21 protein-coding genes and 1 pseudogene are annotated in these 25,768 nt (G+C 72.5%); 10 read left to right on the forward strand and 12 right to left on the reverse strand.

What is annotated here, in order from left to right:
* Nucleotides 1-88: 88 nt before the first annotated feature.
* The 3 genes from AB0F01_RS02600 to AB0F01_RS02610 form a co-directional block, all read right to left on the reverse strand.
* Nucleotides 89-901: an HAD family hydrolase gene (locus AB0F01_RS02600; RefSeq protein ID WP_362089267.1), complete on the reverse strand. Its 813-nt coding sequence runs from the start codon at nt 899-901 to the stop codon at nt 89-91.
* The gene (locus tag AB0F01_RS02605; protein WP_362089268.1) at nt 901-3,552 is read right to left on the reverse strand and encodes a phosphoribosyltransferase; all 2,652 of its coding nucleotides are present in this window, start codon (nt 3,550-3,552) and stop codon (nt 901-903) included. Before AB0F01_RS02605 ends, AB0F01_RS02600 begins: the two co-directional genes overlap by 1 nt.
* 171 nt (nt 3,553-3,723) lie before the next feature.
* Nucleotides 3,724-4,890, reverse strand: a complete 1,167-nt coding sequence (locus AB0F01_RS02610) for an HpcH/HpaI aldolase/citrate lyase family protein (protein WP_362089269.1) — start codon at nt 4,888-4,890, stop codon at nt 3,724-3,726.
* A gap of 170 nt (nt 4,891-5,060) precedes the next feature.
* On the opposite strand from AB0F01_RS02610, the gene AB0F01_RS02615 reads away from it, so the two are divergent.
* Entirely contained in the window at nt 5,061-5,978 is a 918-nt protein-coding gene (locus AB0F01_RS02615) for a TerD family protein (protein WP_362089270.1), read from the forward strand.
* A 540-nt stretch (nt 5,979-6,518) separates the two neighbouring features.
* Here AB0F01_RS02615 and AB0F01_RS02620 read toward each other — a convergent pair.
* The 6 genes from AB0F01_RS02620 to AB0F01_RS02645 form a co-directional block, all read right to left on the reverse strand.
* On the reverse strand, nt 6,519-7,256 hold the full coding sequence (locus tag AB0F01_RS02620) for a Tellurium resistance (protein ID WP_362089271.1): 738 nt from the start codon (nt 7,254-7,256) through the stop codon (nt 6,519-6,521).
* 156 nt (nt 7,257-7,412) lie between these two features.
* Nucleotides 7,413-8,552, reverse strand: coding sequence for a DUF475 domain-containing protein (locus tag AB0F01_RS02625; RefSeq protein WP_362089272.1), 1,140 nt, complete (start codon nt 8,550-8,552; stop codon nt 7,413-7,415).
* A 51-nt stretch (nt 8,553-8,603) separates the two neighbouring features.
* The gene (locus tag AB0F01_RS02630; protein WP_362089273.1) at nt 8,604-9,179 is read right to left on the reverse strand and encodes a TerD family protein; all 576 of its coding nucleotides are present in this window, start codon (nt 9,177-9,179) and stop codon (nt 8,604-8,606) included.
* Nucleotides 9,180-9,330: 151 nt separating this feature from the next.
* A complete protein-coding gene (locus AB0F01_RS02635) occupies nt 9,331-9,906 on the reverse strand; it encodes a TerD family protein (RefSeq protein ID WP_362089274.1) in 576 nt (191 codons plus the stop codon).
* A 113-nt stretch (nt 9,907-10,019) separates the two neighbouring features.
* Entirely contained in the window at nt 10,020-10,478 is a 459-nt protein-coding gene (locus AB0F01_RS02640; RefSeq protein ID WP_362089275.1) for a peroxiredoxin, read from the reverse strand.
* A 125-nt stretch (nt 10,479-10,603) separates the two neighbouring features.
* Entirely contained in the window at nt 10,604-11,041 is a 438-nt protein-coding gene (locus AB0F01_RS02645; protein ID WP_362089276.1) for a DUF3052 domain-containing protein, read from the reverse strand.
* A gap of 397 nt (nt 11,042-11,438) precedes the next feature.
* On the opposite strand from AB0F01_RS02645, the gene aceE reads away from it, so the two are divergent.
* On the forward strand, nt 11,439-14,186 hold the full coding sequence (gene aceE / locus AB0F01_RS02650; protein ID WP_362089277.1) for a pyruvate dehydrogenase (acetyl-transferring), homodimeric type: 2,748 nt from the start codon (nt 11,439-11,441) through the stop codon (nt 14,184-14,186).
* A gap of 318 nt (nt 14,187-14,504) precedes the next feature.
* Here the strand turns inward: aceE and AB0F01_RS02655 are convergent, their stop codons facing one another.
* Together AB0F01_RS02655 and AB0F01_RS02660 are read right to left on the reverse strand one after the other, a co-directional pair.
* Nucleotides 14,505-14,813, reverse strand: a complete 309-nt coding sequence (locus AB0F01_RS02655) for a small hydrophobic protein (RefSeq protein ID WP_362089278.1) — start codon at nt 14,811-14,813, stop codon at nt 14,505-14,507.
* A 236-nt stretch (nt 14,814-15,049) separates the two neighbouring features.
* The gene (locus AB0F01_RS02660; protein WP_362089279.1) at nt 15,050-16,666 is read right to left on the reverse strand and encodes an MFS transporter; all 1,617 of its coding nucleotides are present in this window, start codon (nt 16,664-16,666) and stop codon (nt 15,050-15,052) included.
* A 121-nt stretch (nt 16,667-16,787) separates the two neighbouring features.
* Here AB0F01_RS02660 and AB0F01_RS02665 point away from each other — a divergent pair, with 121 nt between their 5' ends.
* The 3 genes from AB0F01_RS02665 to AB0F01_RS02675 all read left to right on the forward strand — a co-directional run bounded on the left by AB0F01_RS02665 (nt 16,788) and on the right by AB0F01_RS02675 (nt 19,697).
* A complete protein-coding gene (locus AB0F01_RS02665) occupies nt 16,788-17,450 on the forward strand; it encodes a TetR family transcriptional regulator (RefSeq protein ID WP_362089280.1) in 663 nt (220 codons plus the stop codon).
* A gap of 114 nt (nt 17,451-17,564) precedes the next feature.
* Nucleotides 17,565-18,782, forward strand: a complete 1,218-nt coding sequence (locus AB0F01_RS02670) for an alpha/beta hydrolase (protein WP_362089281.1) — start codon at nt 17,565-17,567, stop codon at nt 18,780-18,782.
* A gap of 66 nt (nt 18,783-18,848) precedes the next feature.
* Nucleotides 18,849-19,697, forward strand: a complete 849-nt coding sequence (locus tag AB0F01_RS02675; protein ID WP_362089282.1) for a DUF4429 domain-containing protein — start codon at nt 18,849-18,851, stop codon at nt 19,695-19,697.
* 204 nt (nt 19,698-19,901) lie between these two features.
* On the opposite strand, the gene AB0F01_RS02680 is transcribed toward AB0F01_RS02675, so the two are convergent.
* The gene (locus tag AB0F01_RS02680; RefSeq protein WP_362089283.1) at nt 19,902-20,537 is read right to left on the reverse strand and encodes a MerR family transcriptional regulator; all 636 of its coding nucleotides are present in this window, start codon (nt 20,535-20,537) and stop codon (nt 19,902-19,904) included.
* Nucleotides 20,538-20,641: 104 nt separating this feature from the next.
* Between AB0F01_RS02680 and AB0F01_RS02685 the strand changes: the two are divergent.
* The 5 genes and pseudogenes from AB0F01_RS02685 to AB0F01_RS02705 form a co-directional block, all read left to right on the forward strand.
* Nucleotides 20,642-20,719: pseudogene (locus AB0F01_RS02685) on the forward strand (GNAT family N-acetyltransferase); the annotation flags it as partial.
* A gap of 49 nt (nt 20,720-20,768) precedes the next feature.
* Entirely contained in the window at nt 20,769-21,590 is an 822-nt protein-coding gene (locus AB0F01_RS02690; protein WP_362089284.1) for a serine hydrolase domain-containing protein, read from the forward strand.
* A 201-nt stretch (nt 21,591-21,791) separates the two neighbouring features.
* Nucleotides 21,792-22,505 carry a DinB family protein gene (locus AB0F01_RS02695; protein WP_362089285.1) on the forward strand — a complete coding sequence of 238 codons (714 nt, stop codon included), beginning with the start codon at nt 21,792-21,794 and terminating at the stop codon, nt 22,503-22,505.
* Nucleotides 22,506-22,627: 122 nt separating this feature from the next.
* A complete protein-coding gene (locus AB0F01_RS02700; protein ID WP_362089286.1) occupies nt 22,628-23,608 on the forward strand; it encodes a hypothetical protein in 981 nt (326 codons plus the stop codon).
* 272 nt (nt 23,609-23,880) lie between these two features.
* A complete protein-coding gene (locus AB0F01_RS02705; protein ID WP_362089287.1) occupies nt 23,881-25,767 on the forward strand; it encodes an HSP90 family protein in 1,887 nt (628 codons plus the stop codon).
* The last annotated feature ends 1 nt before the right edge of the window (nt 25,768 follow it).

The following is a 25,768-nucleotide window of genomic DNA, read 5'->3' on the forward strand; positions in this document are numbered from 1 at the left end:
CCGCTCCCCTCTCTCCGGTCCCGTCTCCTCAGGTCCCGTTTCCGCCGGCCGTTTCGTCCGGGGCCGTTTCCCCAGCGCCGTGCCCGTCCTACCCGGCCCCCCGCACCGTCCGCAGGAACTCCCGCAGGATGCGCTCACCGGCCGCGACCCCCCGCTCGGGCAGGGACGTGACGGTGGGCGCGGTCCAGCCGACGTCGGCCAGTTCGCCGTGGCCCGGACGCCAGCCGCGGTCCGCCGCGAGGAGCAGGTCGGCGTCGAGGAGGGAGTCGCCGGCGGCGAGGGTGAGGTCGGCGCCGGTGTGGCGGGCGACCTCGCGCATGGCCGCGCTCTTGGTGAGCGGCTTGGGCACGGCGTAGATCTTGCGGCCCTGGAGGGAGACCGTCCAGCCGAGGTTCTCCGCCCAGGCGCCCAGTTCCTTCACCCAGTCCGCGGGCAGCAGTTCGCGTTCGACGACGAGGTAGGCGAACAGGTCCTCGGCCACCCGGTGCTTGCGCAGCCAGACCGGGTCGGCGGTGCGCAGCAGGTGCTCCTGGACCTCGGCGAGCGGGGCGCACTCGTCGGCGAGACGGGCGGTCACCTGCGCCTGCCAGTCCGGGTCGGACACGCCGTCGACCAGCAGGTGGCCGCCGTTGGCGCAGATCGCGTAGGCGGGGGCCGGGCCGGGGAGGTTGATGCGCTGGTACTGCTTGCGGGTCCGGGTGGTGGTGGGGACGAAGACGGCGCTGTCGCCGAGGTCGGTGAGCAGCTGGGCCGCCGTCTCGGTCAGGTAGCACAGCGGCTTGCTCTCGTGGACCTCCACGCACAGCAGCCGGGGCGCCCGCGCGTCCGGCATGGTCAGGGCGAGGGCGGCGGCGGAGTAGATGAGGGTGCGGTCGAGGTCGCTGGCGACGAGGACGGGCATCAGCGGGTCACCGCCTTGCCGTCGGCGCCGGTCGCGCCGCGCGTGTAGCGGGGGTGGATCAGTCCGACGCAGGTGTACGGGAGGCCGTCGACCTCCTCGACGGGGACGCCCCGTTGCTCGGCGAGCAGGCGCACGTGGTCGAGGTCGCTGCCGGCCCCGGTGCGGGCGAGCACCTTCCAGGGCACCCGGCGCAGCAGCACCCGGGTGGTCTCGCCGACGCCGGGCTTGACGAGGTTGACGTCGTGGATGCCGTACTCCTCGCTGATGCGTTCCACCGCGGCCCAGCCCTCCCAGGTGGGGGTGCGGTCGGTGGCGAGGAGTTCCTCTGCGCGGGCGCGGGCCGCTTCGGTGACCTCGGGGAAGCGGGCGGAGACGGCGTCGAGGAAGGCCACCGAGCGGTCGGCGTCGGCGAGTTCGCGGTAGAACTTGGCGCCGTGGAAGTCGTGCGGGCCGACCAGGTCGGCGCGGAGCACGGTGCGCGAGATCAGGCCGGAGACGGTGGAGTTGAGGCAGGCGGAGGGGATGAGGTAGTCCTCGCGGGTGCCGTAGGTGCGGACGCAGGAGCCGGGGTCGGCGAGGACGGCGATCTCGGGGTCGAAGCCGGGTGTGCCGCCGGCCTTCTCGAACTCGGTGACGGCCTGGGCCAGTTCGCGGGTGATGGCGCCCTTGCCGGTCCAGCCGTCGACGAACACCACGTCGCGCGGGTCGTGGTGGGCGGCGAGCCAGTGCAGGGCGTTGGCGTCGATGCCCCGGCCCCGGACGATGGAGACGGCGTAGTGCGGCAGGTCGAGGCCGTGCCGGTGCTGTGCCCAGCGGCGCATGAGGATGCCGACCGGTGTCCCGGCGCGGGCCAGGGAGACCAGGACCGGGCGGGGCACGGGGGCCTCCCCGCCGGAGCGGGGCCGGGAGCGCTCGGCGAGCACGATCTCGGTGACGACGCCGACCGCGTGGGCCAGGCGGGCCGCCGAGGCGTCCAGCGCTGCGTGGAACAGCTCCTGGTACTGCTCGCTGGGCTGGTACTCGACCGGCAGCGACTCGGCGTAGTGGGCGCCGCCGCTCTGGATGGCCTCCTCGCGCTCCTCGGTCGGCGCCTCCAGCGTCACGTCCGAGAGGTCCTGGAGCAGCCAGCCGACCTCCTCGGGCGCGTACGAGGAGAAAGCGGGGCCTCTGAGCGGGTCGGGCAGCATGGCGGCGGGCCTTTCGGGGGCGTCCGGTCGGTCGTCGTCCCGGGGCTTCTCCCGGGCGGGGGCGGGCGCGTACGACGGTACGACCGCGAGGAGGACGTGCGGGGTGTGCGCGGCGAGCCGGTCGGTGAGTCCGCCGGGCGCGTGCAGGGCGGGGGTGTCGGCGGCCGAGTCGACGACGGCGATCACGGCGTCGAAGCCCGCGCCGGCCACGTTGTAGGCGTAGCGCTCGCCGGGGCCGTCGGCCGGGTCGTCGTGGGCCGGGAAGACCAGGCGGGTGCGGATGGCGTAACCGGGGTCGTCCACGGCGAGGACGGGTGAGCGGGTGGTGGTGGAGAAGCGGACGTCGGCGGCCGGGGCGAGGCGTTCGAGTTCCCGGGCGAGGCGCAGCGGCGCGTACATCAGCTCCTCGCAGCCGAGGACGAGGACCCGGCGGGCGCCGGCGGGCAGCGCACCGGCGAGGCGGGCGGCCATGGCGGGCAGGGCATCCTCCAGGCGGGCCCGGTGGGCGGGGGTGAAGCCGTGGCGTCCGCCGTCGGGGAGACCGGCGGGCCAGCCCAGGTCGACGCGGCCGACCCGCGGCCCGGACCGCGTGGCACCGGCAGCGGCGGGGTGCGGGTCGTCGCCGGCGGGCGGGGACGCGGCGGCCGGGGACGCGGTCCGTCCCGTCCGCCCGGTCCCCGCCGCCTCCTCCGTCTCGTCCGCGGTGCGTTCGTGGCGCGCCACCAGGGCCTGCCCCTTCGCCAGGACGTCCGCGGGCAGCCGCACGGTGCCCGAGGCGGTCGTCACCAGGTCGATGCGCGCCCCGATCTCCCGGGCGAAGGCGTCCAGCCGCCCGGCGTCGGCGGGCGAGCGCATGTCGACGAGGGCCACGATCACGTACCGCCCACGCGGGTAGCGGGCGTGCAGGGCGCGGACGGTGTTGAGGACCGTGTTGCCGGTGGAGAACTCGTCGTCCACCAGGACCAGGGGGCCGTCACCGGCCAGCAGCCGGGGGTCCTCGGGGAGCAGCAGGTGGGAGGTGGCGTGCGAGTGGGACTCCTCGAAGCCGCCCGCGGTGGGCACGCCGGGGACGGGGCGGCGGGTGGAGTGCAGGTAGGGGGCGGTGCCCAGGCCGTCCGCCACCGAGTGGCCGAGGCCGGTCGCGGTCTCCGCGTAGCCGAGGACCACCGCCCGGTGGGCCGCGTCGCCGAGCAGGTCGCGGACCCGGCGGCCGAGGGCGACGCCGTGGCCGTACACCACGGACGGGGACCGGGGCACGTGCTTGCCGAGGACGTTCGACACCAGCAGGTGCGCCCGCTTGGGGTTGCGCCGCAGCGCCAGGCCCAGCAGGCCGGTCAGCGTGTCGTCGCCGACCAGCTCCACGCCGAGCCGCTCAGCGACCCAGGCCCCGGACCAGACGTCCCCGCCGTCCGGCGTGGCGTCGCGCACCGCCCGGTGCGCCCCCTCGTTCACTGCCTTCTCCATGGATTCCTTGCGTTCGTGTCCGGCGCCGGCCTTCGGCGTCCGGCGGTCGTCCGCCGGCTGGGCGGCGGACCGTGCGGCCGGGCGGGTGCCGGTGTCCGGCGTGCCGACCGGTCCGGCGGGCGTCGGGCCCGGCGGCTCACGGCCGGCGGCCGTGCCCGTCGTCGGCCGCCGTCACTTCGTGAGACCCGCGGCGAGCAGTTCCACGAAGCCGATGTCCTCGTTGGCCACGCCGAACACCTCGGCGCGCAGCAGGGTCCGCTCGGCCCAGGCCCGGTGAGGCTTCACCTCGTTCATCTTGTTGGTGTAGGCCGACTTCATGACACCCCCACCGCCGCTTTCCGGACGCAGGATGTCCTGGGCGTCGCTGTACTCCTCGTGGCTGACGACGGACAGCGCGTGCACCGGCAGCACGTGGGAGGGGTGGATGCAGGTCTTGCCGAGCAGCCCGTTGGCCTGGTCGAGGGAGATCTCGCGCAGCAGCCCGTCCATGGAGTGCTTGATGAGCTGCTCGCGCAGGGCGACCGCCCGGCCCTCCAGGAAGGGGCTCTGCCGCAGTTGCGGCTTGAACATCCGCTCCTGGACCCGGAAGTACTCCCAGACCGGCCCGGTCACGGTGAAGCCGGTGCCGTCGGCGCGGGCGAGCATGTTCACCACGTCGGAGATCACCGAGGCGACGACCTGTATGTCGTAGGCCGTCATGTCGGGGCCCCGGCGCAGCCCGTAGGAGGAGCAGAAGTCGGTCACGCCCAGGCGCAGGGCGAGGACCCGGTCCCGGTACTTGTCGACGGTGCGGAAGATGCCCTCCAGGACCTCCACCCGGGACTCACGGTAGAGCAGCTCGGGCGACTCCAGGACGGGCATGGCGAACAGCCGCCGCCCGCTGGTCGCCTCGGCGTCGGTGAGGGCCTCCAGGAAGGGCATGCCGTGTTCCTGGGTGAACTTCGGCAGTACGAATCCGGACAGCAGGCGGACGGCGGGGCCGAGGCGGCGCACGAGGTCGGGTATCTGCTCCGGGGTGCGCACCCGGATGAACAGCAGCGGCAGTTCCACGCCCGTCCGGGCGTCCAGGTCGGCGAACTGGCGTACCAGGTTCTCCTCGGCGTCGGTCACGTCCGCGTCGCTGATGGAGTCCTCCAGGCACAGCACCATCGAGACGACACCCCGTCCGGCCTGCTTCACCACGTCGTCGGCGAGGCGGGGACGGATGGCCGGACTGTAGAGCGTGGCGCCGAGGGCGGCGGAGAGCAGCCGGCCCGGGGAATCCGGTGTGAAGACGCAGGGCTCCCGGTAGAAGAGACGTTTCCGCACCTCGAGGGCTATGTGACCGAAATGATGCATGGGACTCCCTCGGGGCCTTTGGTACGACAGTGACACGTCAGAAGGTGGCCGGTAATAGTACGTACAGAACGATGTCGACGGTTCCCACCGAGCGTTAACGGCGTATGACTCCGCCGTGTCGGCCGCCCCCCGCATTGTCGTGACCAGGACGCAGCAGGCAGGATGACGGCATGACGCACGCGATGCTGAAGGGGTCGAACGTCCCTCTCGAAGCCACCACGGTACGCGCCGTGCTGCGCTGGTCGCCCGGGCAGGGGGTACCCGACGTGGACGCCTCGGCGTTGCTGCTCGGCGCCGACGACCGTGTGCGTTCCGACGAGGACTTCGTCTTCTACAACCAGCCGCGGCACCCCTCGGGCACCGTCTGGCGGCTCGGCAAGAAGCGCGACGCGGACGGCCTGACCGACACGATCCAGACAGACCTCGCCGGCACCGAGCCCGGCGTCGGACGGGTCCTGCTGGTCGCCTCGGCGGACGGCGTCACCTTCGACCGGGTGCGCGACCTGCGCATCCTGCTGTACGACGCCCAGACCCCGGACGCGGAGCCGCTCGCCTCCTTCGACATCAAGCCGGAGACCGGCCAGGAGACCGCCCTGATCTGCGGCGAGCTGTACCGGCGCGGTGAGGGCTGGAAGTTCCGGGCGCTCGGCGAGGGTTACTCGAACGGGCTGAAGGGCCTGGCCACCGACTTCGGCATCTCGGTGGACGAGTCGGAGGCCGCCGCCGAGGAGCCCGCCGCCGGTGACCCGGCACCGGCGCCCGCACCGTCCCGGGTGCACCCCGAGGCACCTACGCAGCCGCACGTCCCGGCCGCGCCCGAGGTCTCCGGCCCCCTCCCGCCGGAGCAGCCGGCCGGTGTGCCGGCCCAGCCCGCGTACGGCTACCCGCCGCAGCAGCCCCCGGCGCCCGCCCAGCCGGTGGCCGCCCAGCCCGCCTACGGCTACCCGCACCCGGCGGCGCAGCCCGCCTACGGCTACCCCCAGCAGCCCGCCGCGGCACCCGCCGCCCACGGCTTCCCCCCGGCCGGCTCGGCCCCCGACCCGGACTTCCGGCTGCCGCCGCAGGGACCGCAGTTCATCGGACGGTAGGCGCCCCGGGCAGCCCGGGGGCCCCGGGCAGCCCGGACACGGGCGGACGCCCGCGGAACGGCACACCGCCGGGCAGCCCGCCCCGACGGCAGTCGACCCGGCCGCCCGCCCACGGGCGGCCCCCGCGGAACGGCACACGGACGGCACCCCGCCCGGACAGCTCAGCACCCGGCAGGACGACTCACCGCCGAGCCCGACCGGACCAAGGACCTTCCCGGACCGGGCCCTTCCCGGACCGGACCCGACCGGACGGCCCGATCCGCGACCGGACCGGGCCAGAGCCCTACCGCATGGGGTCCCGACCGGACGAGAGCCCTACCGGACGGGAGCCCTCCCGGCCCGCGCCCCGCCGTTCCCGGAGACGCGCCCCACCCGCTCCCGGACCCGCGCCCGACCCGTTCCCGGCGGAAGCCGGCACCGGTCACGAGCCGGCCGGTGTCCGACCGGCCGGTGTCCGACCGGCCGGTGTCCGACCGGCCGACGTCCGACCGGCCGACGTCCGACCGGCCGATGTCCGGACAGCCGTCACCGGCCGGCCGCTCAGCGGTCGACCTTCGTCTTGAAGCCCCGCCCCCACTGCAGCCCCCACCCGTACAACCGGTCGAGTTCCGCCTGGAAGCCGTAGACGAACCGCACCTCACGGCGGACGATGATCTCGTCCTTGACGTTCTCGATCATCACCACCGCGCAGGAGCGGGCCTGCGGCTGGCGTTCGTCCAGGCCGATCTCGATCCGGGGGCCGTTGCTGGGGTAGAGGGTGACCATCGCCTGGGTGCGGTCGAAGGCGGGCGTCTGGTCGTAGATGTACGCGAAGACCAGCAGGCGCTTGATGTTCTCCCGCTGGTCCAGGTTGATGTACATCGTCTCGCCGGACGCCGAACCGAACCGGTCGTCGCCGCTGAGCTTGACGTACGGCGGGGCGTTGACCTCGCCGAGGTAGCCGCCCAGCGGCTGCACCACGCCCTTGGTGCCGTCCTGCAGTTCGTACAGGCAACCCAGGTCCAGGTCGACGTTGACCATGCTCTGGCTGTGCGCGACGACCTCCGGCGGCTTGAGCGCCTTGAGGGGGTGGCGCAGCAGGCTCTCCCGCTGGGGGCCGCCGAAGTCGGACGTCCGCATGCGCCAGCTCAGGTTGATGCGCAGATGGCCGGTGGCCGCCCCCTGCTTGGTGAGGGAGACCTGGCCGTGCCGTTTGGTCAGTTCGATGGCGTTGGTGGCCACGTTGCCCGAGTCGAAGTCCGTCCCGCGTCCTCGCCACAGTCCGTCCAGGAAGCCCATTCCCGTCCCGCCCCATGTCCTCGTGCCTCGAATCCCCGCCCGGAAAGGCCGCCCCGGTGCCTCCAGGGCTCCCGGACGGCCGACGGGGCGGCCGGCCGCGAGGACTGGTCCTCGGCCCGCCGCCCCGTCCAGAGCGTTCCCTCCTGGGGGGTGCCGTCACACCCCCGAGGGCACCTCGGTCTTCTGTCCCGCGTCCCCCTCGGCCGCGGCGAGCCGCTTGTTGCGGCGCACCGACGACCAGAAGGACCAGCCGATGAGGACCACGCCGATGAGACCGGTGATGATCTCGTGGATCTCGTACTGGATGGTGACCAGGAGGATCAGCGCGAGGGCGCCGATGGCGTAGTGCGCGCCGTGCTCCAGGTAGACGTAGTCGTCCAGGGTGCCCTGGCGGACCAGGTAGACGGTCAGGGACCGGACGTACATGGCGCCGATGCCGAGGCCGAGGGCCATCAGGACGATGTCGTTGGTGATGGCGAAGGCGCCGATCACACCGTCGAAGGAGAAGGACGCGTCCAGCACCTCGAGGTAGAGGAACATGAAGAACGCGGCCTTGCCGGCGAGGGCGACCGCCGAGCGGGGCTTGCCCTGGCGTACGGCCTTCTCCTCCTCCTCGTGCTCGCGTTCCTCCTCCTCTTCCAGCTTGTCCTCGAAGAAGCCGGAGAGTCCGCCGACGATCATGTAGGTGATCAGACCGGCGATGCCGGAGAGCATCACCGTCTCGGCCTTGTCGACATGGGTGCCGCCGTGCTGGTGGGCGTTGGCGGCGAAGGTCAGGGCCGAGACGAGCAGGACGATCAGCGCGACGCAGACCGACAGCATGTCGATCTTGCCGAGCTTGGCCAGCGGGCGCTCCAGCCACGCCAGCCACTTGATGTCCCGGTCCTCGAAGATGAAGTCGAGGAAGATCATGAGCAGGAACATGCCACCGAAGGCGGCGATCGCCGGGTGCGCGTCGGTGACGAGCTCCTGGTAGCGGTCCTTGTCGCTGAGCGCGAGGTCGACCGCCTCGATCGGGCCCATCTGGGCGCTGACCGCGACGATAACGACGGGGAAGACCAGCCGCATGCCGAAGACGGCGATCAGGATGCCGATCGTGAGGAAGATCTTCTGCCAGAAGGCATTCATCTTCTTCAGGATTCCGGCGTTGACCACCGCGTTGTCGAAGGACAGCGAGATCTCGAGGATCGAGAGGATCGCCACGATTCCGAAGGCGGTCCACCCCCCGAAGAGGAATGCTGCGACCAGGCCGCCCGCGGTCACCGCGAACGACCAGCCGAAGGTTTTCAGAACCACTGGCTACCCCATTGTGTTGCGAACGGGCTCCCCCGCCGCCGTGAGTCGGCTTTACGAAACGTTGACGCCGAAGTCTAGAGCGATGCCGCGCAGGCCCGACGCATACCCCTGGCCGACCGCCCGGAACTTCCACTCGCCCTGGTAGCGGTACAGCTCACCGAAGATCATCGCCGTCTCGGTGGAGGCGTCCTCGCTGAGGTCGTACCGGGCCAGCTCCTGCCCGTCGGCCTGGTTGACCACGCGGATGAACGCGTTGCTGACCTGCCCGAACGTCTGACCGCGCTCGTCGGCCATGTGGATGGAGACCGGAAAGACGATCTTGTCGCAGCGGACCGGCACCTTGGAGAGGTCGACCAGCAGCGACTCGTCGTCGCCGTCACCCTCGCCGGTCAGGTTGTCGCCGGTGTGCTCGACGGACCCGTCGGGGCTCTTGAGCTGGTTGTAGAAGACGAACCACTCGTCCCCCATGACCCGGCCGTCGCTGCAGACCAGCGCGCTGGCGTCCAGGTCGAAGGGGGCGCCGGTGGTGGAGCGCGCGTCCCAGCCGAGACCGACCATGACCTGCGTGAGGTTGGGTGCGGCCTTGGACAGGGAGACGTTTCCTCCCTTGGCGAGTGTGACGCCCATGATGCTGGTCCCTCCCCGGGTTCTGTTTCTCAGGTGGTCCTGCACGTCCGGCGCCACACGTAAACCGTGCGGCGCCGGACGGAACGGCCGTTCGACACGGCCGGTCCCGGGCGGGCCCGCCCGGGACGGTGAGCGTTGCGCTCGGTGCTGCTCAGACGTTCACACCGAAGTCCTGCGCGATGCCGCGCAGGCCGGAGGCGTAGCCCTGGCCGATGGCCCGGAACTTCCACTCCGCGCCGTGCCGGTACAGCTCGCCGAAGACCATGGCGGTCTCGGTGGAGGCGTCCTCCGACAGGTCGTACCGGGCGATCTCGGCGCCGCCGGCCTGGTTGACGACGCGGATGAACGCGTTGCGCACCTGGCCGAAGGACTGCTGGCGGTTCTCGGCGTCGTAGATGGAGACCGGGAAGACGATCTTCTCGATCCCGGCGGGGACGGCGGCGAGGTTGACCTTGATCTGCTCGTCGTCGCCCTCGCCCTCACCGGTGAGGTTGTCACCGGTGTGCTCGACGGAGCCGTCCGGGCTCTTGAGGTTGTTGAAGAAGACGAAGTCGGCGTCGCTGCCGACCTTGCCCGCGCTGTTCAGCAGCAGGGCGCTGGCGTCGAGGTCGAAGTCGGTGCCGGTCGTGGTACGGACGTCCCACCCCAGTCCGACGACGATGGCGGTGAGGCCCGGGGCCTCCTTGCTCAGCGATACGTTGCCGCCCTTGCTGAGGCTGACTCCCACGAGTCCTCCCTTGGTGTCCGGGGGCGGGGTGCCCCTTGGTGCGTTGGCTGTCGGATCAACGAGTCGATCCTAGTGACGGGTTCCCGGGGCACGCATTCCCCGCGGAGGAACCATTACAGGGTGTCGAGCGCCGTGACGTACTCGTTCGGGTCACGGGCGTCGGCCAGGCCGTTGACCACGGTCCAGCGCACGACGCCCTCCTTGTCGATGACGAAGCTGCCGCGCACCGCGCAGCCCTTGGCCTCGTCGAAGACGCCGTAGGCGCGCGAGGCCGCGCCGTGCGGCCAGAAGTCGGAGAGCAGCGGGTACTCCAGGCCCTCCTGCTCGGCGAAGACCCGCAGGGTGTGGATGGAGTCGTTGGACACGGCGAGCAGCTGCGTGTCGCGCTCGGTGAGGCGCGGGAGGTTCTCCCGCAGCTCGGACAGTTCTCCGGTGCACACACCGGTGAAGGCGAAGGGGTAGAAGACGAGCAGCACGTTGCGCCGGCCCCGGAAGCCGGACAGCCGCACCGTGCGGCCGTGGTTGTCCCTGAGCTCGAATTCGGGGGCCTCGTCGCCGGGCCTGATCGCCATGGCCGCTGTCGTCCCTTCCCGGGGGTCGGTGCCGCTTGCGCTACCCACCCTACGCAAGGGGTACGACAGGCCGACGGACGGGCTGACCGGGGTCAGCCCGTCCGGGACGGTTCGTCGCGGCGGGACTACCGCCGGGACTTGGCGGCCTTCGGCGTCGCCAGGCGGCTGCCGCTCCAGTCCTTGCCGACGCTGACGCTCTTCGACGCCGTCAGGCCCGCCGTGGTGGCGGCCTCCGAGATGTCGCTCGGCTCGACGTAGCCCGAGCGGCCGGTCTTCGGCGTGAGGAGCAGGATCGCGCCACCCTCTTCGATGTACGTGCCGGCATCCACCAGCGCATCCGTCAGGTCGCCGTCGTCGTCGCGGAACCACAGCACAACGGCGTCAGCCACGTCGTCGTAGTCCTCATCGACCAGATCGGTCTCGATGACGCCTTCAATGGCCTCGCGGAGCTCCTGGTCGACGTCGTCGTCGTAGCCGATCTCCTGGACCACCTGCCCGGGCTGGAACCCCAGCCTGGCGGCAGGGTTCGTCCGCTCCTCCGCGTGGTCCGCGGTCGCGCTCACGGGTTGCCTCCTGATCATGGATTGGGAATAACTCAGCCACGCGCGTGCGCGAAGCATTGGCCGTAGTCCACACGGGCGGGACGGATCGCGCAAGTACCCGGCCGCCGAGACCGCCGAAACGGTGACGATCCGGGCCTGTTCACCGCAAGCCGATACGTGTCGTTGCGGCAGGTAGTGAGGTGCACCACACCCTTGTGCCCCGTTTGGGCATTTGGGAACCGTCCGTGGGTAGGCGACCCGGACGAGACCCCCTCCCGGGTCCCGCCGTGGCCGCACATCCGGGTTACCTCGCGGTAGAGATGACGTTTACGCCCCTCGGGTGGACCATGGGAGCGGCGCAGACCCGGCTGCAACCCACCCGGCCGTCCCTCACGGCCCTCGACAGGTAAGGATCAGCGTGGCTTCCGCATCCGATCGCAACCCGATCATCATTGGCGGCCTTCCGAGTCAGGTCCCGGACTTCGACCCGGAGGAGACCCAGGAGTGGCTCGACTCCCTCGACGCCGCCGTCGACGCGCGCGGCCGGGAGAGGGCCCGCTATCTGATGCTGCGGCTGATCGAGCGCGCCCGTGAGAAGCGCGTGGCCGTGCCGGAGATGCGCAGCACGGACTACGTGAACACGATCCCCACCCGGGCCGAGCCGTTCTTCCCGGGCAACGAGGAGATCGAGCGCAAGATCCTCAACGCCACGCGGTGGAACGCCGCGGTGATGGTCTCGCGCGCGCAGCGGCCCGGCATCGGGGTGGGCGGCCACATCGCCACCTTCGCGTCCTCGGCGTCGCTGTACGACGTGGGCTTCAACCACTTCTTCCGCGGCAAGGACGAGGGCGACGGCGGCGACCAGGTCTTCTTCCAGGGGCACGCCTCCCCCGGCATCTACGCCCGCGCCTACCTGCTGGACCGGCTGACCGAGCAGCACCTCGACGGGTTCCGCCAGGAGAAGTCGAAGGCCCCGTACGCGCTGTCGTCGTACCCGCACCCGCGGTCGATGCCGGACTTCTGGGAGTTCCCCACGGTCTCGATGGGGCTCGGCGCGATCGGCGCGATCTACCAGGCGCGGATGAACCGCTACATGCACGCGCGCGGCATCGCGGACACCTCGAAGTCGCACGTGTGGGCGTTCCTCGGCGACGGCGAGATGGACGAGCCGGAGTCGCTGGGCCAGCTGTCCATCGCGGCCCGGGAGGGCCTGGACAACCTGACCTTCGTGGTCAACTGCAACCTCCAGCGCCTCGACGGGCCGGTGCGCGGCAACGGCAAGATCATCCAGGAGCTGGAGTCCGTCTTCCGGGGCGCCGGCTGGAACGTGATCAAGCTGGTCTGGGACCGCTCGTGGGACCCGCTGCTCGCGCAGGACCGGGACGGCGTGCTGGTCAACCGCATGAACACCACGCCGGACGGCCAGTTCCAGACCTACGCCACCGAGTCCGGCGCCTACATCCGCGACCACTTCTTCGGTGACGACCACCGGCTGCGCGCCATGGTCGAGAACATGACCGACGACCAGATCCTGCACCTGGGCCGCGGCGGCCACGACCACCGCAAGATCTTTGCGGCCTACCAGGCGGCCAAGGAGCACAAGGGCCAGCCCACGGTGATCCTGGCCAAGACCGTCAAGGGCTGGACGCTCGGCCCGAACTTCGAGGGCCGTAACGCCACCCACCAGATGAAGAAGCTGACGGTCGACGACCTCAAGCGCTTCCGGGACCGGCTGCACCTGCCGATCGCCGACAAGGACCTGGAGTCCGGTCTGCCGCCCTACTACCACCCGGGCCGGGACTCCGAGGAGATCCAGTACATGCACGACCGGCGCAGGAACTGCGGCGGCTACGTGCCGACCCGGGTGGTGCGCGCCAAGCCGCTGACGCTGCCCGACGACAAGACCTACGCGACGGTCAAGAAGGGCTCGGGCCAGCAGTCCATCGCGACGACCATGGCCTTCGTGCGGCTCCTGAAGGACCTCATGCGGGACAAGGAGATCGGCAAGCGGTTCGTGCTGATCGCGCCGGACGAGTACCGCACGTTCGGCATGGACTCCTTCTTCCCGAGCGCCAAGATCTACAACCCGCTGGGCCAGCAGTACGAGGCCGTGGACCGGGAGCTGCTGCTCGCCTACAAGGAGGCGCCGAACGGGCAGATGCTGCACGACGGCATCTCCGAGGCGGGCTGCACGGCGTCGCTGATCGCGGCCGGCTCCGCGTACGCCACGCACGGCGAGCCGCTCATCCCGGTGTACGTCTTCTACTCGATGTTCGGCTTCCAGCGCACCGGCGACCAGTTCTGGCAGATGGCCGACCAGCTGTCCCGCGGCTTCGTCCTGGGCGCGACCGCCGGCCGCACCACCCTGACCGGTGAGGGGCTCCAGCACGCGGACGGCCACTCCCAGCTGCTGGCCTCGACCAACCCGGCGTGCGTGGCCTACGACCCGGCCTTCGGCTACGAGATCGCGCACATCGTCAAGGACGGCCTGCGCCGGATGTACGGCGGGGACGAGCAGCACCCGCACGGCGAGGACGTCTTCTACTACCTGACCGTCTACAACGAGCCGATCCAGCACCCGGCCGAGCCGGAGAACGTGGACGTCGAGGGCATCCTCAAGGGCCTCTACCGCCTCGGCGAGGGCCCGGGCGGCGCGCTGCCGGCGCAGATCCTCGCCTCCGGTGTCGCCGTGCCGTGGGCGGTCGAGGCGCAGAAGATCCTCGCCGAGGAGTGGGACGTCAAGGCGGACGTCTGGTCGGCCACGTCGTGGAACGAGCTGCGGCGCGAGGCGGTGGACTGCGAGCGGCACAACCTGCTCCACCCCGAGGAGGAGCAGCGCACCCCGTACGTGACGCGCAAGCTGGCCTCGGCGCAGGGGCCGGTCGTGGCGGTCTCGGACTGGATGCGCTCGGTGCCGGACCAGATCGCCCGCTGGGTGCCGGGGACGTACCAGTCGCTGGGCGCCGACGGCTTCGGCTTCGCCGACACCCGCGGTGCGGCCCGCCGGTACTTCCACATCGACGCCCAGTCGATCGTGGTGGCGGTGCTGACCGAGCTGGTCCGCGAGGGCCACCTGGACCGGTCCGTGCTGAAGCAGGCGATCGACCGGTACCAGCTGCTGGACGTGACGGCGGCCGACCCGGGCGTCGCGGGCGGCGACGCGTAGGGCAGGGCGGACGGCGACGCGTAGGGCGGTGGCGGACGGCGCCACGGCCCGCCGCTGAGGGCCCCGGCGGAAGACCGCCGGGGCTCTGCGCTGTTCGGACGCCGCCACCGGGAGCCGGTCGGTCCGTGGGGTGGGGAGAGGGCGCGCGGTGGGCGGTGGGCATGCGGTGCCTGGGGATGCGGTGCCGGTGCGCGTGCGTTGCCTGAGGGTTTCGGTGCGGGTGCGCGTGCCGTGGCCGTGCCGTGCGCACAGCAACGGGCCCCGGCGAGAGTCTGATGCCGGGGCCCGTTGCTCACTTCCGCTCGTGCCGACGAAGGGTCAGAACATGCCGTACCCCATCGTCGTCGCCCCCGCCAGCGCGATCACGGCGAGGAGCGTGTCGATGGCACCCAGGACCACGGCGACCAGGGCCGGTACCGGGCGGGGGCCCGCCCAGCTGCGGCCCATGGCCAGCCATCCGCAGACGATCGCCACCGGGCCGAGGATGATCCCCAGCACGAAGAAGCCGGCGACCGCGCAGACGAGTCCGATGATCCCGAGCGTCGCGCGATCCGGCCCGGACTGTGACCCCATCCGGCCACGTGTGCGGGGGTGCCTGCGCGTTCCGTGTCCGAAGCTCGCCATCATCAACTCCCTGAAGGGTTCGTCGACATGGCGGGTACCCCCGCTTCCCCGGTGAATTCCCGTGGCGCGCACGGCCGGTGTCCCGCTGCCTGCGCGCTGCCCCCCTCCAGCAGCGCGCAGCAGCCGGGCGCCCTCCAATTCCTGCGGAGGACTTGACCCACTGTGACCTGCGGTGCTCCCGAGCGGGAGGGATCACCGCCTCGGTTCACCCTGACGAGCGATCCCGGCCCCACGAACCGTCAGATGTGGCCGACGCCCGCACCCGCCTCCGCGTTCGCGCCGCGCTTGGTGAGGAACGCGACCGCGATCGCCACCGCGGCGACCGCGGCGGCCGTGAGGGAGGCGAGGTGCATGCCGGACATGAAGGTGTCGTGCGCGACCTCGGTGATCGTCCCGGCCACCTCGGGCGGCAGGTCCGGGCTGACCGGCGCGATGCCGAACTGGACGGCCTCCGCGGTCGCTTCGGCCTGTTCGGGACCGAGCGGCGGGAGCCCGGCCTCCTGCCAGTTGCCCGGCAGGTCGTTGTCGACCTTGGACGCCATGACCGCGCCCAGCACCGCCGTGCCGAGGCTGCCGCCGATCTGCATCGCGGACTGCTGGAGGCCGCCGGCCACCCCGGACAGCTCCATCGGGGCGTTGCCCACGATGACTTCGGTGGCGCCGACCATGACGGGGGCCAGGCCGAGCCCCAGCACCGCGAACCAGAGCGACATCACGCCGCTGCCGGTGTCCGTCTCCAGCGTCGACATGCCGTACATGGCGAGCGCGGTGAGCGCCATGCCGCCGGCCAGCGGGACGCGCGGGCCGGCCTTGGTGATCAGCACGCCGGCGAGCGGCGAGCCGACGATCATCATGCCGGTGAGCGGCAGCAGGTGCAGGCCGGCGTCGATCGGGCTCATGCCGTGCACGTTCTGCAGGTAGAACGTGACGAAGAACAGGCCGCCCATGAAGGCGATGGCCATCAGGACCATCAGCACCACACCCGCGGACAGCGGGACCGACCGGAAGAGGGCCGGCGGGATCAGGGGTTCGCGGACCTGCGTCTCCCAGCCTGCGAAGCCGATGAAGAGGGCGATCGCGGCGCCGATGAACAGCCATGTCCACAGGCCGCCCCAGCCCCACTCGGGGGCCTTGATCAGGGCCCAGACGAGGCAGAACATCGCCGCGGACAGCAGGACGATGCCGGGGATGTCGAAGGAGCGCGGGGCGTTCTCCGCACGGTGGTCGAGCAGGATCCACGCGCCGAGGGCGACGGCGAGGACGCCGACCGGCACGTTGATGAAGAACACCGACTCCCAGTTGACGTGCTCCACGAGGACGCCGCCGAGGATCGGACCGCCCGCGGTGGAGGCGCCGATGACCATGCCCCAGATGCCGATGGCCATGTTGAGCCGCTCGGCGGGGAAGGTGGCCCGCAGCAGCCCGAGCGCGGCCGGCATCAGCAGCGCGCCGAACAGGCCCTGGAACACCCGGAAGACGATCACCATGGTGATGCCCTGGGACAGGCCGATGGCGGCCGAGGCGGCGGCGAAGCCGGCCACGCCGATGAGGAAGGTCTGCCGGTGGCCGAAGCGGTCGCCCAGCTTGCCCGCGGTGATCAGCGAGACCGCGAGGGCGAGGAAGTAGGCGTTGGTGATCCACTGCAGGTTGGACCAGGTGGCACCGAGGTCCTTGGCGATGGCCGGGTTGGCGATCGCCACGATGGTGCCGTCCAGGGCGACCATCATCACGCCGACGGCCACGGTCACCAGGGTGAGCCAGGGGTGGCCCCGCAGTCCGGTGCCGCGCTCCGCCGCCCGGGGTGCGGCCGGGCCGCCGTCCCCCGTGCTCTTGTCCATGGTGATCCGACCAGTCATAGGACGAAAACTAATGTCAGCCACTGACAGGTGCCACACCATTTCGCCATGCGGTCGCCGAGGCGTCAGCCGCGTATAGCCTGAGCTGCGGGAAGCGTTCGGAAGGCGTCGAGGGGGAGTCGTGGAACCGGTCGGCGGCGTCGTCACCGGGGCGCCGCGGCCGGGCCTGCGGGAGCTGAAGAAACGGCGCACCCGCGACGCGCTGGTCCGGGCCTCCCTGGAGTTGTTCGCCTCCCGGGGGTTCGAGGGCACCACCGTCGACGACATCGCCGACGCCGTCGGCGTCTCCCAGCGCACCTTCTTCCGCTACTTCGCCGGCAAGGAGGACGTCGCGTTCCACGTCCAGCGGCTCGCGGAGGCGCGGATCGTCGAGGCGCTCCGCGCCCGCCCGCCGGACGAGCCGCCGCTGGAGGCGCTGCGCCGGGCCGTGCTGGGCAGCTGGGACGGCATCACCGAGGCCGTGGAGCAGATCGTCCCCGTGGAGCTGCACATGCGGGTCTACCGGGTCATCGAGTCCACCCCCGCGCTGCTCGCCGCCCATCTGCGGCGGTCCGCCGAACTGGAGGAGGAACTGGCCCGCACCGTCGCCGAGCGCGAAGGACTCGACGTGGACGACGACCCCCGGCCGCGGCTGCTGGTCGCCGCCGTGGCGGGCGGTGTCCGGGTCGCCGAAAGGCTGTGGTCCGCCGGGGACGAGCCGACCGCCGCCGCCCTGCGGGACCTCACCGCCCGGTACCTGGAACGGCTGGGACCGGACCTCGCGGGGCCCTGGCGCACGGAGTGATCGGCACCCGATCCCCGTACCGTCCGCACCCCATCCCCATACCGGCACGCCGAAACGTGATACCGGTCACTTGGCCGACGCGAGACCGTCTCGTTCTCCTAGTGTGTCCTTCCAGTGACTTCCTTCGACACCTCCCCGCAGCTGAACGCCTGGCGGGTGCTGCTCGCGCTCGCCGTCGTCTTCGTCATGCTGGCGACCACCGGCTGGACGGCCATACGCAGCCAGCGGGAGGCCACCCCGCTCCAGGCCTCGCTCGACGCGTGGACCCACGGCAGCGTCGCCGGACAGCGGCTGCCGGACCCGCGGTCGGAGCCGACCCGGCTGGCCCGCTTCTTCGCCGGCCTCGACGACGCCCAGCGCACGCTGCTCGCCCACCGCTACCCGCTCGCGGTCGGCAACATGAACGGGGCACCCGTCGAACTGCGGTACCGCGCCAACCGGATCGCCCTGCGGCAGGCGCGCCAGGTCGAACGGGAGCGCGTGCACGACCGCGACCTCACCGCGGCCGGGCAGCGGCACGCGGCCCGGCGGCTGGACCGCATCGACGCGCTGCTGCGTCCCGGACGGCACATCCTCGCCTTCGACCCCGCCGGTTCCGGCCGGGTGGCCGAGGTCTTCGGCAGCCTGCGCCGCGCCGACCGGATCTCCGTCGTCGTCCCGGGCGTCGACACCGACCTGCTCACCTTCCAGCGCACCCGCCGCGCCCACACGGCGCCCGTCGGCATGGCGCGGGCCCTGTACGCGGCCGAGCGTGAAGCCGCCCCGGCCACCCGCACCGCCGTGATCGCCTGGGCCGACTACACCGCCCCGCGCGGCCTCGGCATGGACGCCGCCACGGCGATGCGCGCGGAGAGCGGCGCGCTGCGGCTGAACGCACTGCTGCGGGGACTGCCCGGCACGGCCCCCGTCTCGCTGTTCTGCCACAGCTACGGCTCGGTGGTGTGCGGACTGGCCGCGGACGCGCTCCCCCGCCGGGTGGCCGACATCGCGGTGGCCGGCAGCCCCGGCATGCGGGCGGACCGGGCCGACGACCTGCGCACCTCGGCGCGGGTGTGGGCGATGCGGGACGCCGACGACTGGGTGCAGGACGTGCCGTACCTGGAGGTCGGCGGGCTGGGCCACGGCGCCGATCCGGTGTCCACCGGGTTCGGCGCGCGCGTGCTGTCCGCGCACCGGGCGAAGGGGCACAGCGGGTACTTCGTACCGGGCACGGACAGTCTGCGCAATTTCGCCGAGATCGGCGTTGGCGCATACCGCGCGGTGGACTGCGCACACGAAGACGACACGTGTCGGAGGGGTTTGTCCGGTACGGACACTTCCGGACGCGCGTAGAAGCGGAGAAACTGCCCTGGACGAGGGGAGGGGACGAAGATGCTCGTGCCGCATACGATGAGCCGCATGGGTGACGTACTGGCCGGATTTCATGCCGCCTGGGAGTTGGAGTCCGACTCCGTGCTCATCCGCTACGAAAGGGGCCTTCGCACACCGAAGTTGTTTCAGGCACTCGGCTCGCGGCGCGTTCCGTTCGAGGCGATCGCCGGGGTCACGCTGACGGCCGGCCGGCGCGGCACGGTGGTGCTGCGCATCCAGCCGCGACCCGGCGCGGACCCGCTGATGGAGGCGGCCGCCGGGCAGTTGAAGGAGCACAGCGACCCCTACCGGCTGGTCCTGCCCGCGGAACGGGAGACGCTCGCCGAGTACTACGCGGACGAACTGCGCGACCGGATCACCGAGTCGGGCCCGGCCGACCACCATCTGGTCGAGGCACCGCCGGCCCCGCTCCGGTTCAAGGCCTACGACGGCCGGGCGACCTTCGACGGCACCGCGGTCTCCTTCCGCTGGTTCTGGACGGGCGCCTCCACCGCCAAGTGGAAGGCCGGTGACCAGCGCTTCCCGGTGGGCGAGTTGGCGGGCGTGGAGTGGCGCTCGCCGGAGGCCTTCGAGGGCTACCTGCGGCTGCTGCCGCGGGACGGCCGGGAAGCGCCGGCGCAGGCCGACCAGGACCCCGCGGCCGTCCTGTTCGGCCTCGGGTACGGGCCGGTGCACGAGTCGCTGCCGTTCGCGGCGGCGGTCCTGGCGGCGGCCCGCACCAGCGAGCCGGTGCCCGCGGTGGCCGCGGTCCCGCGCCGCCGCGACCCGGCGGACATCGCCGAGCGGATCCGTCACCTCGGGGAACTGCACCAGGCGGGGCTGGTGACGGACGAGGAGTTCTCGTCCAAGAAGGCGGAGTTGCTGGCGCAGCTGTAGCGGGACGGCCGGAGGGCGACGCCTGGCCGGGCATCGCCTTCCGGCCAGGCGTCGCCTTCCGGCCAGGCGTCGATCTCCTGCCGCCCGTCCGCTCCCGCCATGGGTGGGCGGCCGAGGCTTGTGCTCCTGCCTCGGGGGGACGGCCGCCCGTGTGCCCCCGCCTCGGGCGTGGACGGCCGCCCGTCGGGGTGGTGCCGTCGGCCCTCAGCCGTCGCCCTGCGTCGTCGCCGGCGCCTGGGCGCCCCCGGCGTCCGTGTAGAAGTCGATCTTCCGGTCGAGCAGGGCCAGCGTGCCCCGCAGCTCGGCGATCCGAGTGCGCACGTTCTCGCGGGTCGCCGTCAGGAGTTCCAGGCGTTCGGGGTGGGTGTGGTCGCCGGCGCGCACCAGTTCCGCGTAGCGCACCATGTCGGCCACCGGCATCCCGGTCAGCCGCAGCTTGCCGACCAGGCCGAGCCAGTCGAGGTCCCGGTTGCTGTAGCGGCGCCGGCCGGTCTGCGAGCGGTCGACGTGCGGCATCAGCCCGATCCGCTCGTACCAGCGCAGGGTGTGCGCGCTGAGCCCGGTCAGGGCGGCGACCTCGCTGATCGTGTAGTGGTCCGCGCCGTCCGGCCGCCGGTCGTCCCGGGGCGGCCCGGCGCAGTGGTCGGGCGGGGTGCCCGCGTCGGTCGTCGTGCTCGCCTCACTCTTGGCGCCCGCTTCGGTCGTCGTCCGCGTGCCGGTCGTCGTCCCCGCCTCGGTCGTGGTGCACGCCTCGGTCGTGGTGCCCGTGTCGGTCGTCGTAGCCGCGTCCGTCCTGGTACCCGCCTCGGCCCTGGTGCCCGTGGTTTCCGTCACCGTCATGCCTCCACGCTAGAACGTCGGGGTGCGCTCCGGGCAAGCGCGCCGGGCGGGAGACCGGCGGACACACGTGGGCGGCGCGCCGTCCGGCCGTTACGGTGCCCGGTATGACTGTCGTACGCCGTGCCGTACCCGAGGACGCGCCGGACGTGCTGCGTCTGCGCCAGGTGATGATCGACTCGATGGTCCGACCCCTTGCTGGAACCGGTGCTCCGAGCGCTTAGGCTCGATGGCATGTCGCTGAAGAGCCTCACGCTGATCGAGAACTGGCCGGCACCCACCGCCGCCGCGGGCGTCGTCCGCGCGGACGGCACCGTGCTGGGCACGCACGGGCCCGCCGGCCACCGCTTCCCGCTGGCCTCGGTGACCAAGCCGCTCGCGGCGTACGCGGTGCTCGTGGCGTACGAGGAGGGCGCGATCGAGCTGGACGAGCCGGCCGGGCCGGACGGCTCCACGGTCCGCCACCTGCTGGCCCACACCTCGGGCCTGGCCTTCGACGAGCACCGGGTGACCTCCGCGCCCGGGGAGCGGCGGCTGTACTCCAACGCCGGGTTCGAGCAGCTCGGGGACCACGTCGAGAAGGCGACCGACATCCCGTTCGCCGAGTACCTGCGGCAGGCGGTGCTGGAGCCGCTGGGCATGACGGGCACCTCGCTGGAGGGCTCGCCCGCGAAGGACGGCGTGTCCACCGTGGACGACCTGCTGCGCTTCGCCGCCGAGGTGCAGGCGCCGCGCCTGCTGGACCCGCGCACCGTGGCCGCGGCGATGACGGTGCAGTACCCGGGCACCAAGGGCGTGCTGCCGGGTTACGGCCACCAGAACCCCAACGACTGGGGCCTCGGCTTCGAGATCCGCGACGGCAAGTCCCCGCACTGGACGGGGTCGGCGTCCTCCCCCCGGACCTTCGGCCATTTCGGGCAGTCCGGCACCTTCCTGTGGATCGACCCGGACGCGGGCCTGGCCTGCGCGGCCCTGGCCGACCGCGCGTTCGGCCCCTGGGCGGTCGAGGCGTGGCCGCCGTTCACCGACGCCGTCCTGGCGGAGGCGCGCGGCTGACGCGGCCCGGCCCGACCGCCGCACCGCACGGCTGACGCGGCCCGACCCCACCCCCGCACCGCACGCCCGACGCGGCCCGACCCCACCCCCGCACCACACGCCCAACGCGGCCCGGTTCCGCGGACGGCACGGGTCATTCGGTCGCGGGTGGCCCGCCACGGGCGCTACGTTCCGGCTCCACGCGACGCGAAGGGGGCCGCCATGGGGGCCGGGGGCACGCGGACGGGCCGGCTGGAGCTGCTGCTGGCGCAGTTCGACCAGGCCAGGGAGATGGCGCAGGTCCGGCTGAAGGGCCTCGGCGACGAGGAGTACCGGTGGGAGCCGGTGCCCGGCTGCTGGTCGGTGCGGCGCCGGGGCGAGGCGGTCACACCGAGGGCGTTCGGGCCGGGTGAGTGGGTGCTCGACCAGGGCGCCCCGGACATCCCGGCGAGCGAGTACGCCGAGATCGCCCGGCAGCGGGCCGCCGGGATGACGGTCGCCGAGATCGCCGGGGACTGGAGTGTGAGCACCGGGCGGGTCGAGGAGGTGCTCGCCCACCGGGGCGAGCCGGAGCCCGACGTGAACCCGGTGACGACCATCGCGTGGCGCCTCGGCCATCTGCACTTCTGCTTCGCGGGCGTCTGGGAGTGGACCTTCGGCGAGCGCCGCCGCGATCCCCGGCTGATCGTCGACTTCGGTCCCGCCGCCGGCCCGGCGCTGGAGGCGTTCCGGTCCCAGCTGGACCGCTGGCGCGCGAGCGTGGCTCAGGTGACGGAGGAACAGCTCGACACCGTCGGCTTCTCTCAGTACCCCTACGGGTCCGACCCGCACGACCCGTTCGTCTCCGTCCTGGCGGGCGCCAACCTGGAGTTGATCCACCACATGGCGGAGATCGCGCTGCTGCGCGACCTGTGGGCGGCCCGGCCGGTGCGCTGACCGTGGCGTGGAGCAGCGGTGAAAACCCTGTGGAAGCGGTGTCGGTGGTGCGCCTTATGCTGCACCGCAAGATCACGCGGGGGCGTCACGCGGACGCACGCGGACCAAGGGGAGGGCGCGGCATGTTCGGCAGGTTGTTCGGCAGGGGCGAGGAGAGACCGGCGGATCCGTACGCCCTCCCCGTCCCCCGGCGGAAGAACGGGATGTACACCGTCGAGGCCCTCGGGGACACCCGGGTGCTGGCGCTGCTGGAGGCGGCCCGGGCCGGCGACTGGGAGGCCGTGAAGGCGGCGCTCGCCCCGTTCGACCTGGGCCGCGACCACCAGGTCCTGGGGGAACTGGCCGATGTGGACGGCGTGCAGGAGTGGATCGGCCGGGCCGTCGAGGAGGACAAGGAGCACCGCGCCGAGGCACTGCTCGTCTCCGGGGCACGCCACATCATCTGGGGCTGGGAGGCGCGGACCAGCGCGCGGGCCGTGGACGTGTCGCGGGAGCAGTGGCAGGTCTTCCACGAGCGGCTGCACCTCGCCGAGCAGCAGTTGTTCGAGGCCGCGGAGCTGCGGCCGGAGTGGGTCACGCCGTGGCGCCGGCTGCTGACCTCGGGGCGCGGCATGTCGCTCGGCGACACGGTCAACGAGACGCGGTTCGAGGCCGGTCTGCGCCGTGAGCCGCTGGGCCTGGAGCTGCACACCGAGTGGCTGTCGCACCTGCAGCCCCGCTGGGGCGGTGAGCCGGGCGCGGCGCTGGCGTTCGCCCGCGAGGCGTCCGCCCGCGCGCCCCAGGGCCACCGTCTGGGCTGCCTGGTCGCCATGGCCCACATCGAGGAGTGGGTCGAGTCGGACGACGGGGACTGCCTGGACCGGCCGGAGATCCAGGCCGAGCTGGCGGAAGCCGCCCGGCGCAGCATCCTGCACCCCGACTACGAGCGACTCCCGGGCTGGCACGGCGACTTCAACATCTTCGCCATGGCGCTGGCCCTGTCCGCCGAGAGCACCGTGTGCCGTCGCGTCTTCCACGAGCTGGACGGCGCGTACACGACGTGGCCGTGGACGTTCACGGCACGGCCGGAGAAGCTGTACGCCCACTACCGGCGCCACGCCTGAGGTCACGTCACCTGACCGGTGGCGGCGGGCCGCGCCCGGGAAGGCGCCCCCGCCGGCGCCCCGGACCGTGCCCGCGCGCCGCCCCGGTCCCGCCCGCGCGGACCGACGGGCGGCGGCCCGCCGCCCGTGCCGGGCCGCTCCCCCGGCGCCGCCCGCCCTGCCACCCGGCCGCACGACCAGGCACTCCCGCCGCGCACCCGTGGCACACCCGCACCGCCGGATCCTCTCCCTCCTCTCCTCACCCCGCCCGCCCCCTCACCACGGACTGCCCCATGACTCTGCCCGACACCACCCCGCACCCGGCCGGCGCCGACCGCACCTTCCAGGTGGACCTGCGCGGACTCGTCGACCTGCTCTCCCACCACCTCTACTCCAGCCCACGCGTCTACCTGCGGGAACTGCTGCAGAACGCGGTGGACGCCCTCACCGCCCGGCACGGCCTCGAACCCGACGCCCCCGCCGACGCGTTCGGCATCCGCCTGTCCGCCGACGGCAAGGTGGTGCGCGTCGAGGACGACGGCGTCGGACTCACCGAGGCCGACGTGCACGCCTTCCTCGCCACCATCGGCCGCAGCAGCAAGCGGGCCGCGGGGGCCTCCCCGGACGGGGCAGCCGGAAGCGTGGGGCGGATCATCGACCAACGGGCCGACTTCATCGGCCAGTTCGGCATCGGTCTGCTCTCCTGCTTCCTGGTCGCCGACGAGATCCACGTGCTGAGCCGCTCCGCCCGCACGCCCGACGCGCCCGCCGTGGAGTGGCGGGGACGCGGCGACGGCAGCTACAGCGTGCGCGCCCTCCCGGCCTCCGCCCGTCCCCGGCCCGGGACCACCGTCACGCTGACGCCGCGCGCCGACGCGGCCGAGTGGACGCGCCCGGCCCACGTACTCACCCTGGCCCGGCACTTCGGCTCGCTGCTGCGCCACCCGGTGACCTTCCACGACGGCCCGGACGGCGGCACCGGCACCCCGGTCAACCCCGAGGCGGCACCCTGGGCCCGGTCGTACCCGACGCCGGGGGCCCGGGCCCGCGCGCTGGCCGCGTACGGCGAGGAGGTGTTCGGGTTCACGCCGCTGGACACCATCGAACTGGACCTGCCGGCCGTGGGCCTGAAGGGCGTCGCGTGCGTCCTGCCCGAGGCGGTGCCCGCCGGGCGGCGCCACGGCCACCGGGTGCACCTCAAGGGCATGCTGCTGTCCGAGCAGGCCGAGGAGATCCTGCCGGAGTGGGCGTTCTTCGTCCGCTGCGTCGTGGACGCCGAGAGTCTGCGCCCGACCGCGTCCCGGGAGGCGCTGTACGAGGACGACACGCTCGCCGCGGTCCGTGACGCCCTCGCCGACCGGTTGCGCGCGTGGATCGCCCGGGCCGCCGCCAGCGACCCGGAGCTGCTCGGCCGCTTCCTCCAGGCGCACCACCTGGCCGTGAAGTCGCTCGCCGTGCACGACGACGAGATCCTGCGGATGCTGCTGCCCTGGCTGCCGTTCGAGACGACCGACGGGCACTGCACCCTCGACGAGTTCGCGCGCACCCACGCCACCGTGCTGGTGACGTCCAGCGTGGAGGAGTTCCGGCAGGTCGCCTCCATCGCCTCGGCCGCCGGTCTCGGTGTCGTCAACGGCGGTTACACCTACGACCGGCAACTGGTCCACCGGCTGCCCGAGATCCGGCCGGAGACGAACGTCGCCGACCTCGACCCGGCGACCCTCACGGCCCACCTCGACCCCGTGGACCGGGAGACCGAACTGGCCGCCGCCGCCTACCTCGCGCAGGCCCGGGACGCCCTCGCCGTCTTCGACTGCGACGTCGCGCTGCGCACCTTCCAGCCCGCCTCCGCCCCGGCGCTCCTGGTGGACAGCCGCGAGGCCCGGCACGAACGCACCCGGTCCCGGCTGGCCCGGGAGCAGGAGGGCGGCCTGTGGGGCGACATCCTGGGCGCCCTGCAGCAGGAGGCGCCCCGGGCCCAGCTGATCCTCAACCAGCTGAACCCGCTGGTGCGCACCGCCGTCGCGATAGACGAGCCGGAGCTGGCCCGCACCAGCGCCGAGGCCCTGTACGGGCAGGCGGCGCTCCTGTCCCGGCGTCCGCTCCGGCCCGCCGAGTCCAGTCTGATCAACCGTTCCTTCCTCGACCTTCTCGCCCACGCCCTGCGCAAGGACAGCTGAC

It is taken from the genome of Streptomyces sp. NPDC029526 (genome assembly GCF_040637405.1).
Taxonomy (GTDB): Bacteria; Actinomycetota; Actinomycetes; order Streptomycetales; family Streptomycetaceae; genus Streptomyces.

Bases quoted from the DNA above. Each gene is read 5' to 3' on its own strand.
- AB0F01_RS02600 (WP_362089267.1), bottom strand. From the start codon at position 901: ATGCCCGTCCTCGTCGCCAGCGACCTCGACCGCACCCTCATCTACTCC.
- AB0F01_RS02605 (WP_362089268.1), bottom strand. From the start codon at position 3,552: ATGGAGAAGGCAGTGAACGAGGGGGCGCACCGGGCGGTGCGCGACGCC.
- AB0F01_RS02610 (WP_362089269.1), bottom strand. From the start codon at position 4,890: ATGCATCATTTCGGTCACATAGCCCTCGAGGTGCGGAAACGTCTCTTC.
- AB0F01_RS02615 (WP_362089270.1), top strand. From the start codon at position 5,061: ATGACGCACGCGATGCTGAAGGGGTCGAACGTCCCTCTCGAAGCCACC.
- AB0F01_RS02620 (WP_362089271.1), bottom strand. From the start codon at position 7,256: ATGGGCTTCCTGGACGGACTGTGGCGAGGACGCGGGACGGACTTCGAC.
- AB0F01_RS02630 (WP_362089273.1), bottom strand. From the start codon at position 9,179: ATGGGCGTCACACTCGCCAAGGGAGGAAACGTCTCCCTGTCCAAGGCC.
- AB0F01_RS02640 (WP_362089275.1), bottom strand. From the start codon at position 10,478: ATGGCGATCAGGCCCGGCGACGAGGCCCCCGAATTCGAGCTCAGGGAC.
- AB0F01_RS02655 (WP_362089278.1), bottom strand. From the start codon at position 14,813: ATGATGGCGAGCTTCGGACACGGAACGCGCAGGCACCCCCGCACACGT.
- AB0F01_RS02660 (WP_362089279.1), bottom strand. From the start codon at position 16,666: ATGACTGGTCGGATCACCATGGACAAGAGCACGGGGGACGGCGGCCCG.
- AB0F01_RS02675 (WP_362089282.1), top strand. From the start codon at position 18,849: ATGGGTGACGTACTGGCCGGATTTCATGCCGCCTGGGAGTTGGAGTCC.
- AB0F01_RS02680 (WP_362089283.1), bottom strand. From the start codon at position 20,537: ATGACGGTGACGGAAACCACGGGCACCAGGGCCGAGGCGGGTACCAGG.
- AB0F01_RS02690 (WP_362089284.1), top strand. From the start codon at position 20,769: ATGTCGCTGAAGAGCCTCACGCTGATCGAGAACTGGCCGGCACCCACC.
- AB0F01_RS02695 (WP_362089285.1), top strand. From the start codon at position 21,792: ATGGGGGCCGGGGGCACGCGGACGGGCCGGCTGGAGCTGCTGCTGGCG.
- AB0F01_RS02700 (WP_362089286.1), top strand. From the start codon at position 22,628: ATGTTCGGCAGGTTGTTCGGCAGGGGCGAGGAGAGACCGGCGGATCCG.
- AB0F01_RS02705 (WP_362089287.1), top strand. From the start codon at position 23,881: ATGACTCTGCCCGACACCACCCCGCACCCGGCCGGCGCCGACCGCACC.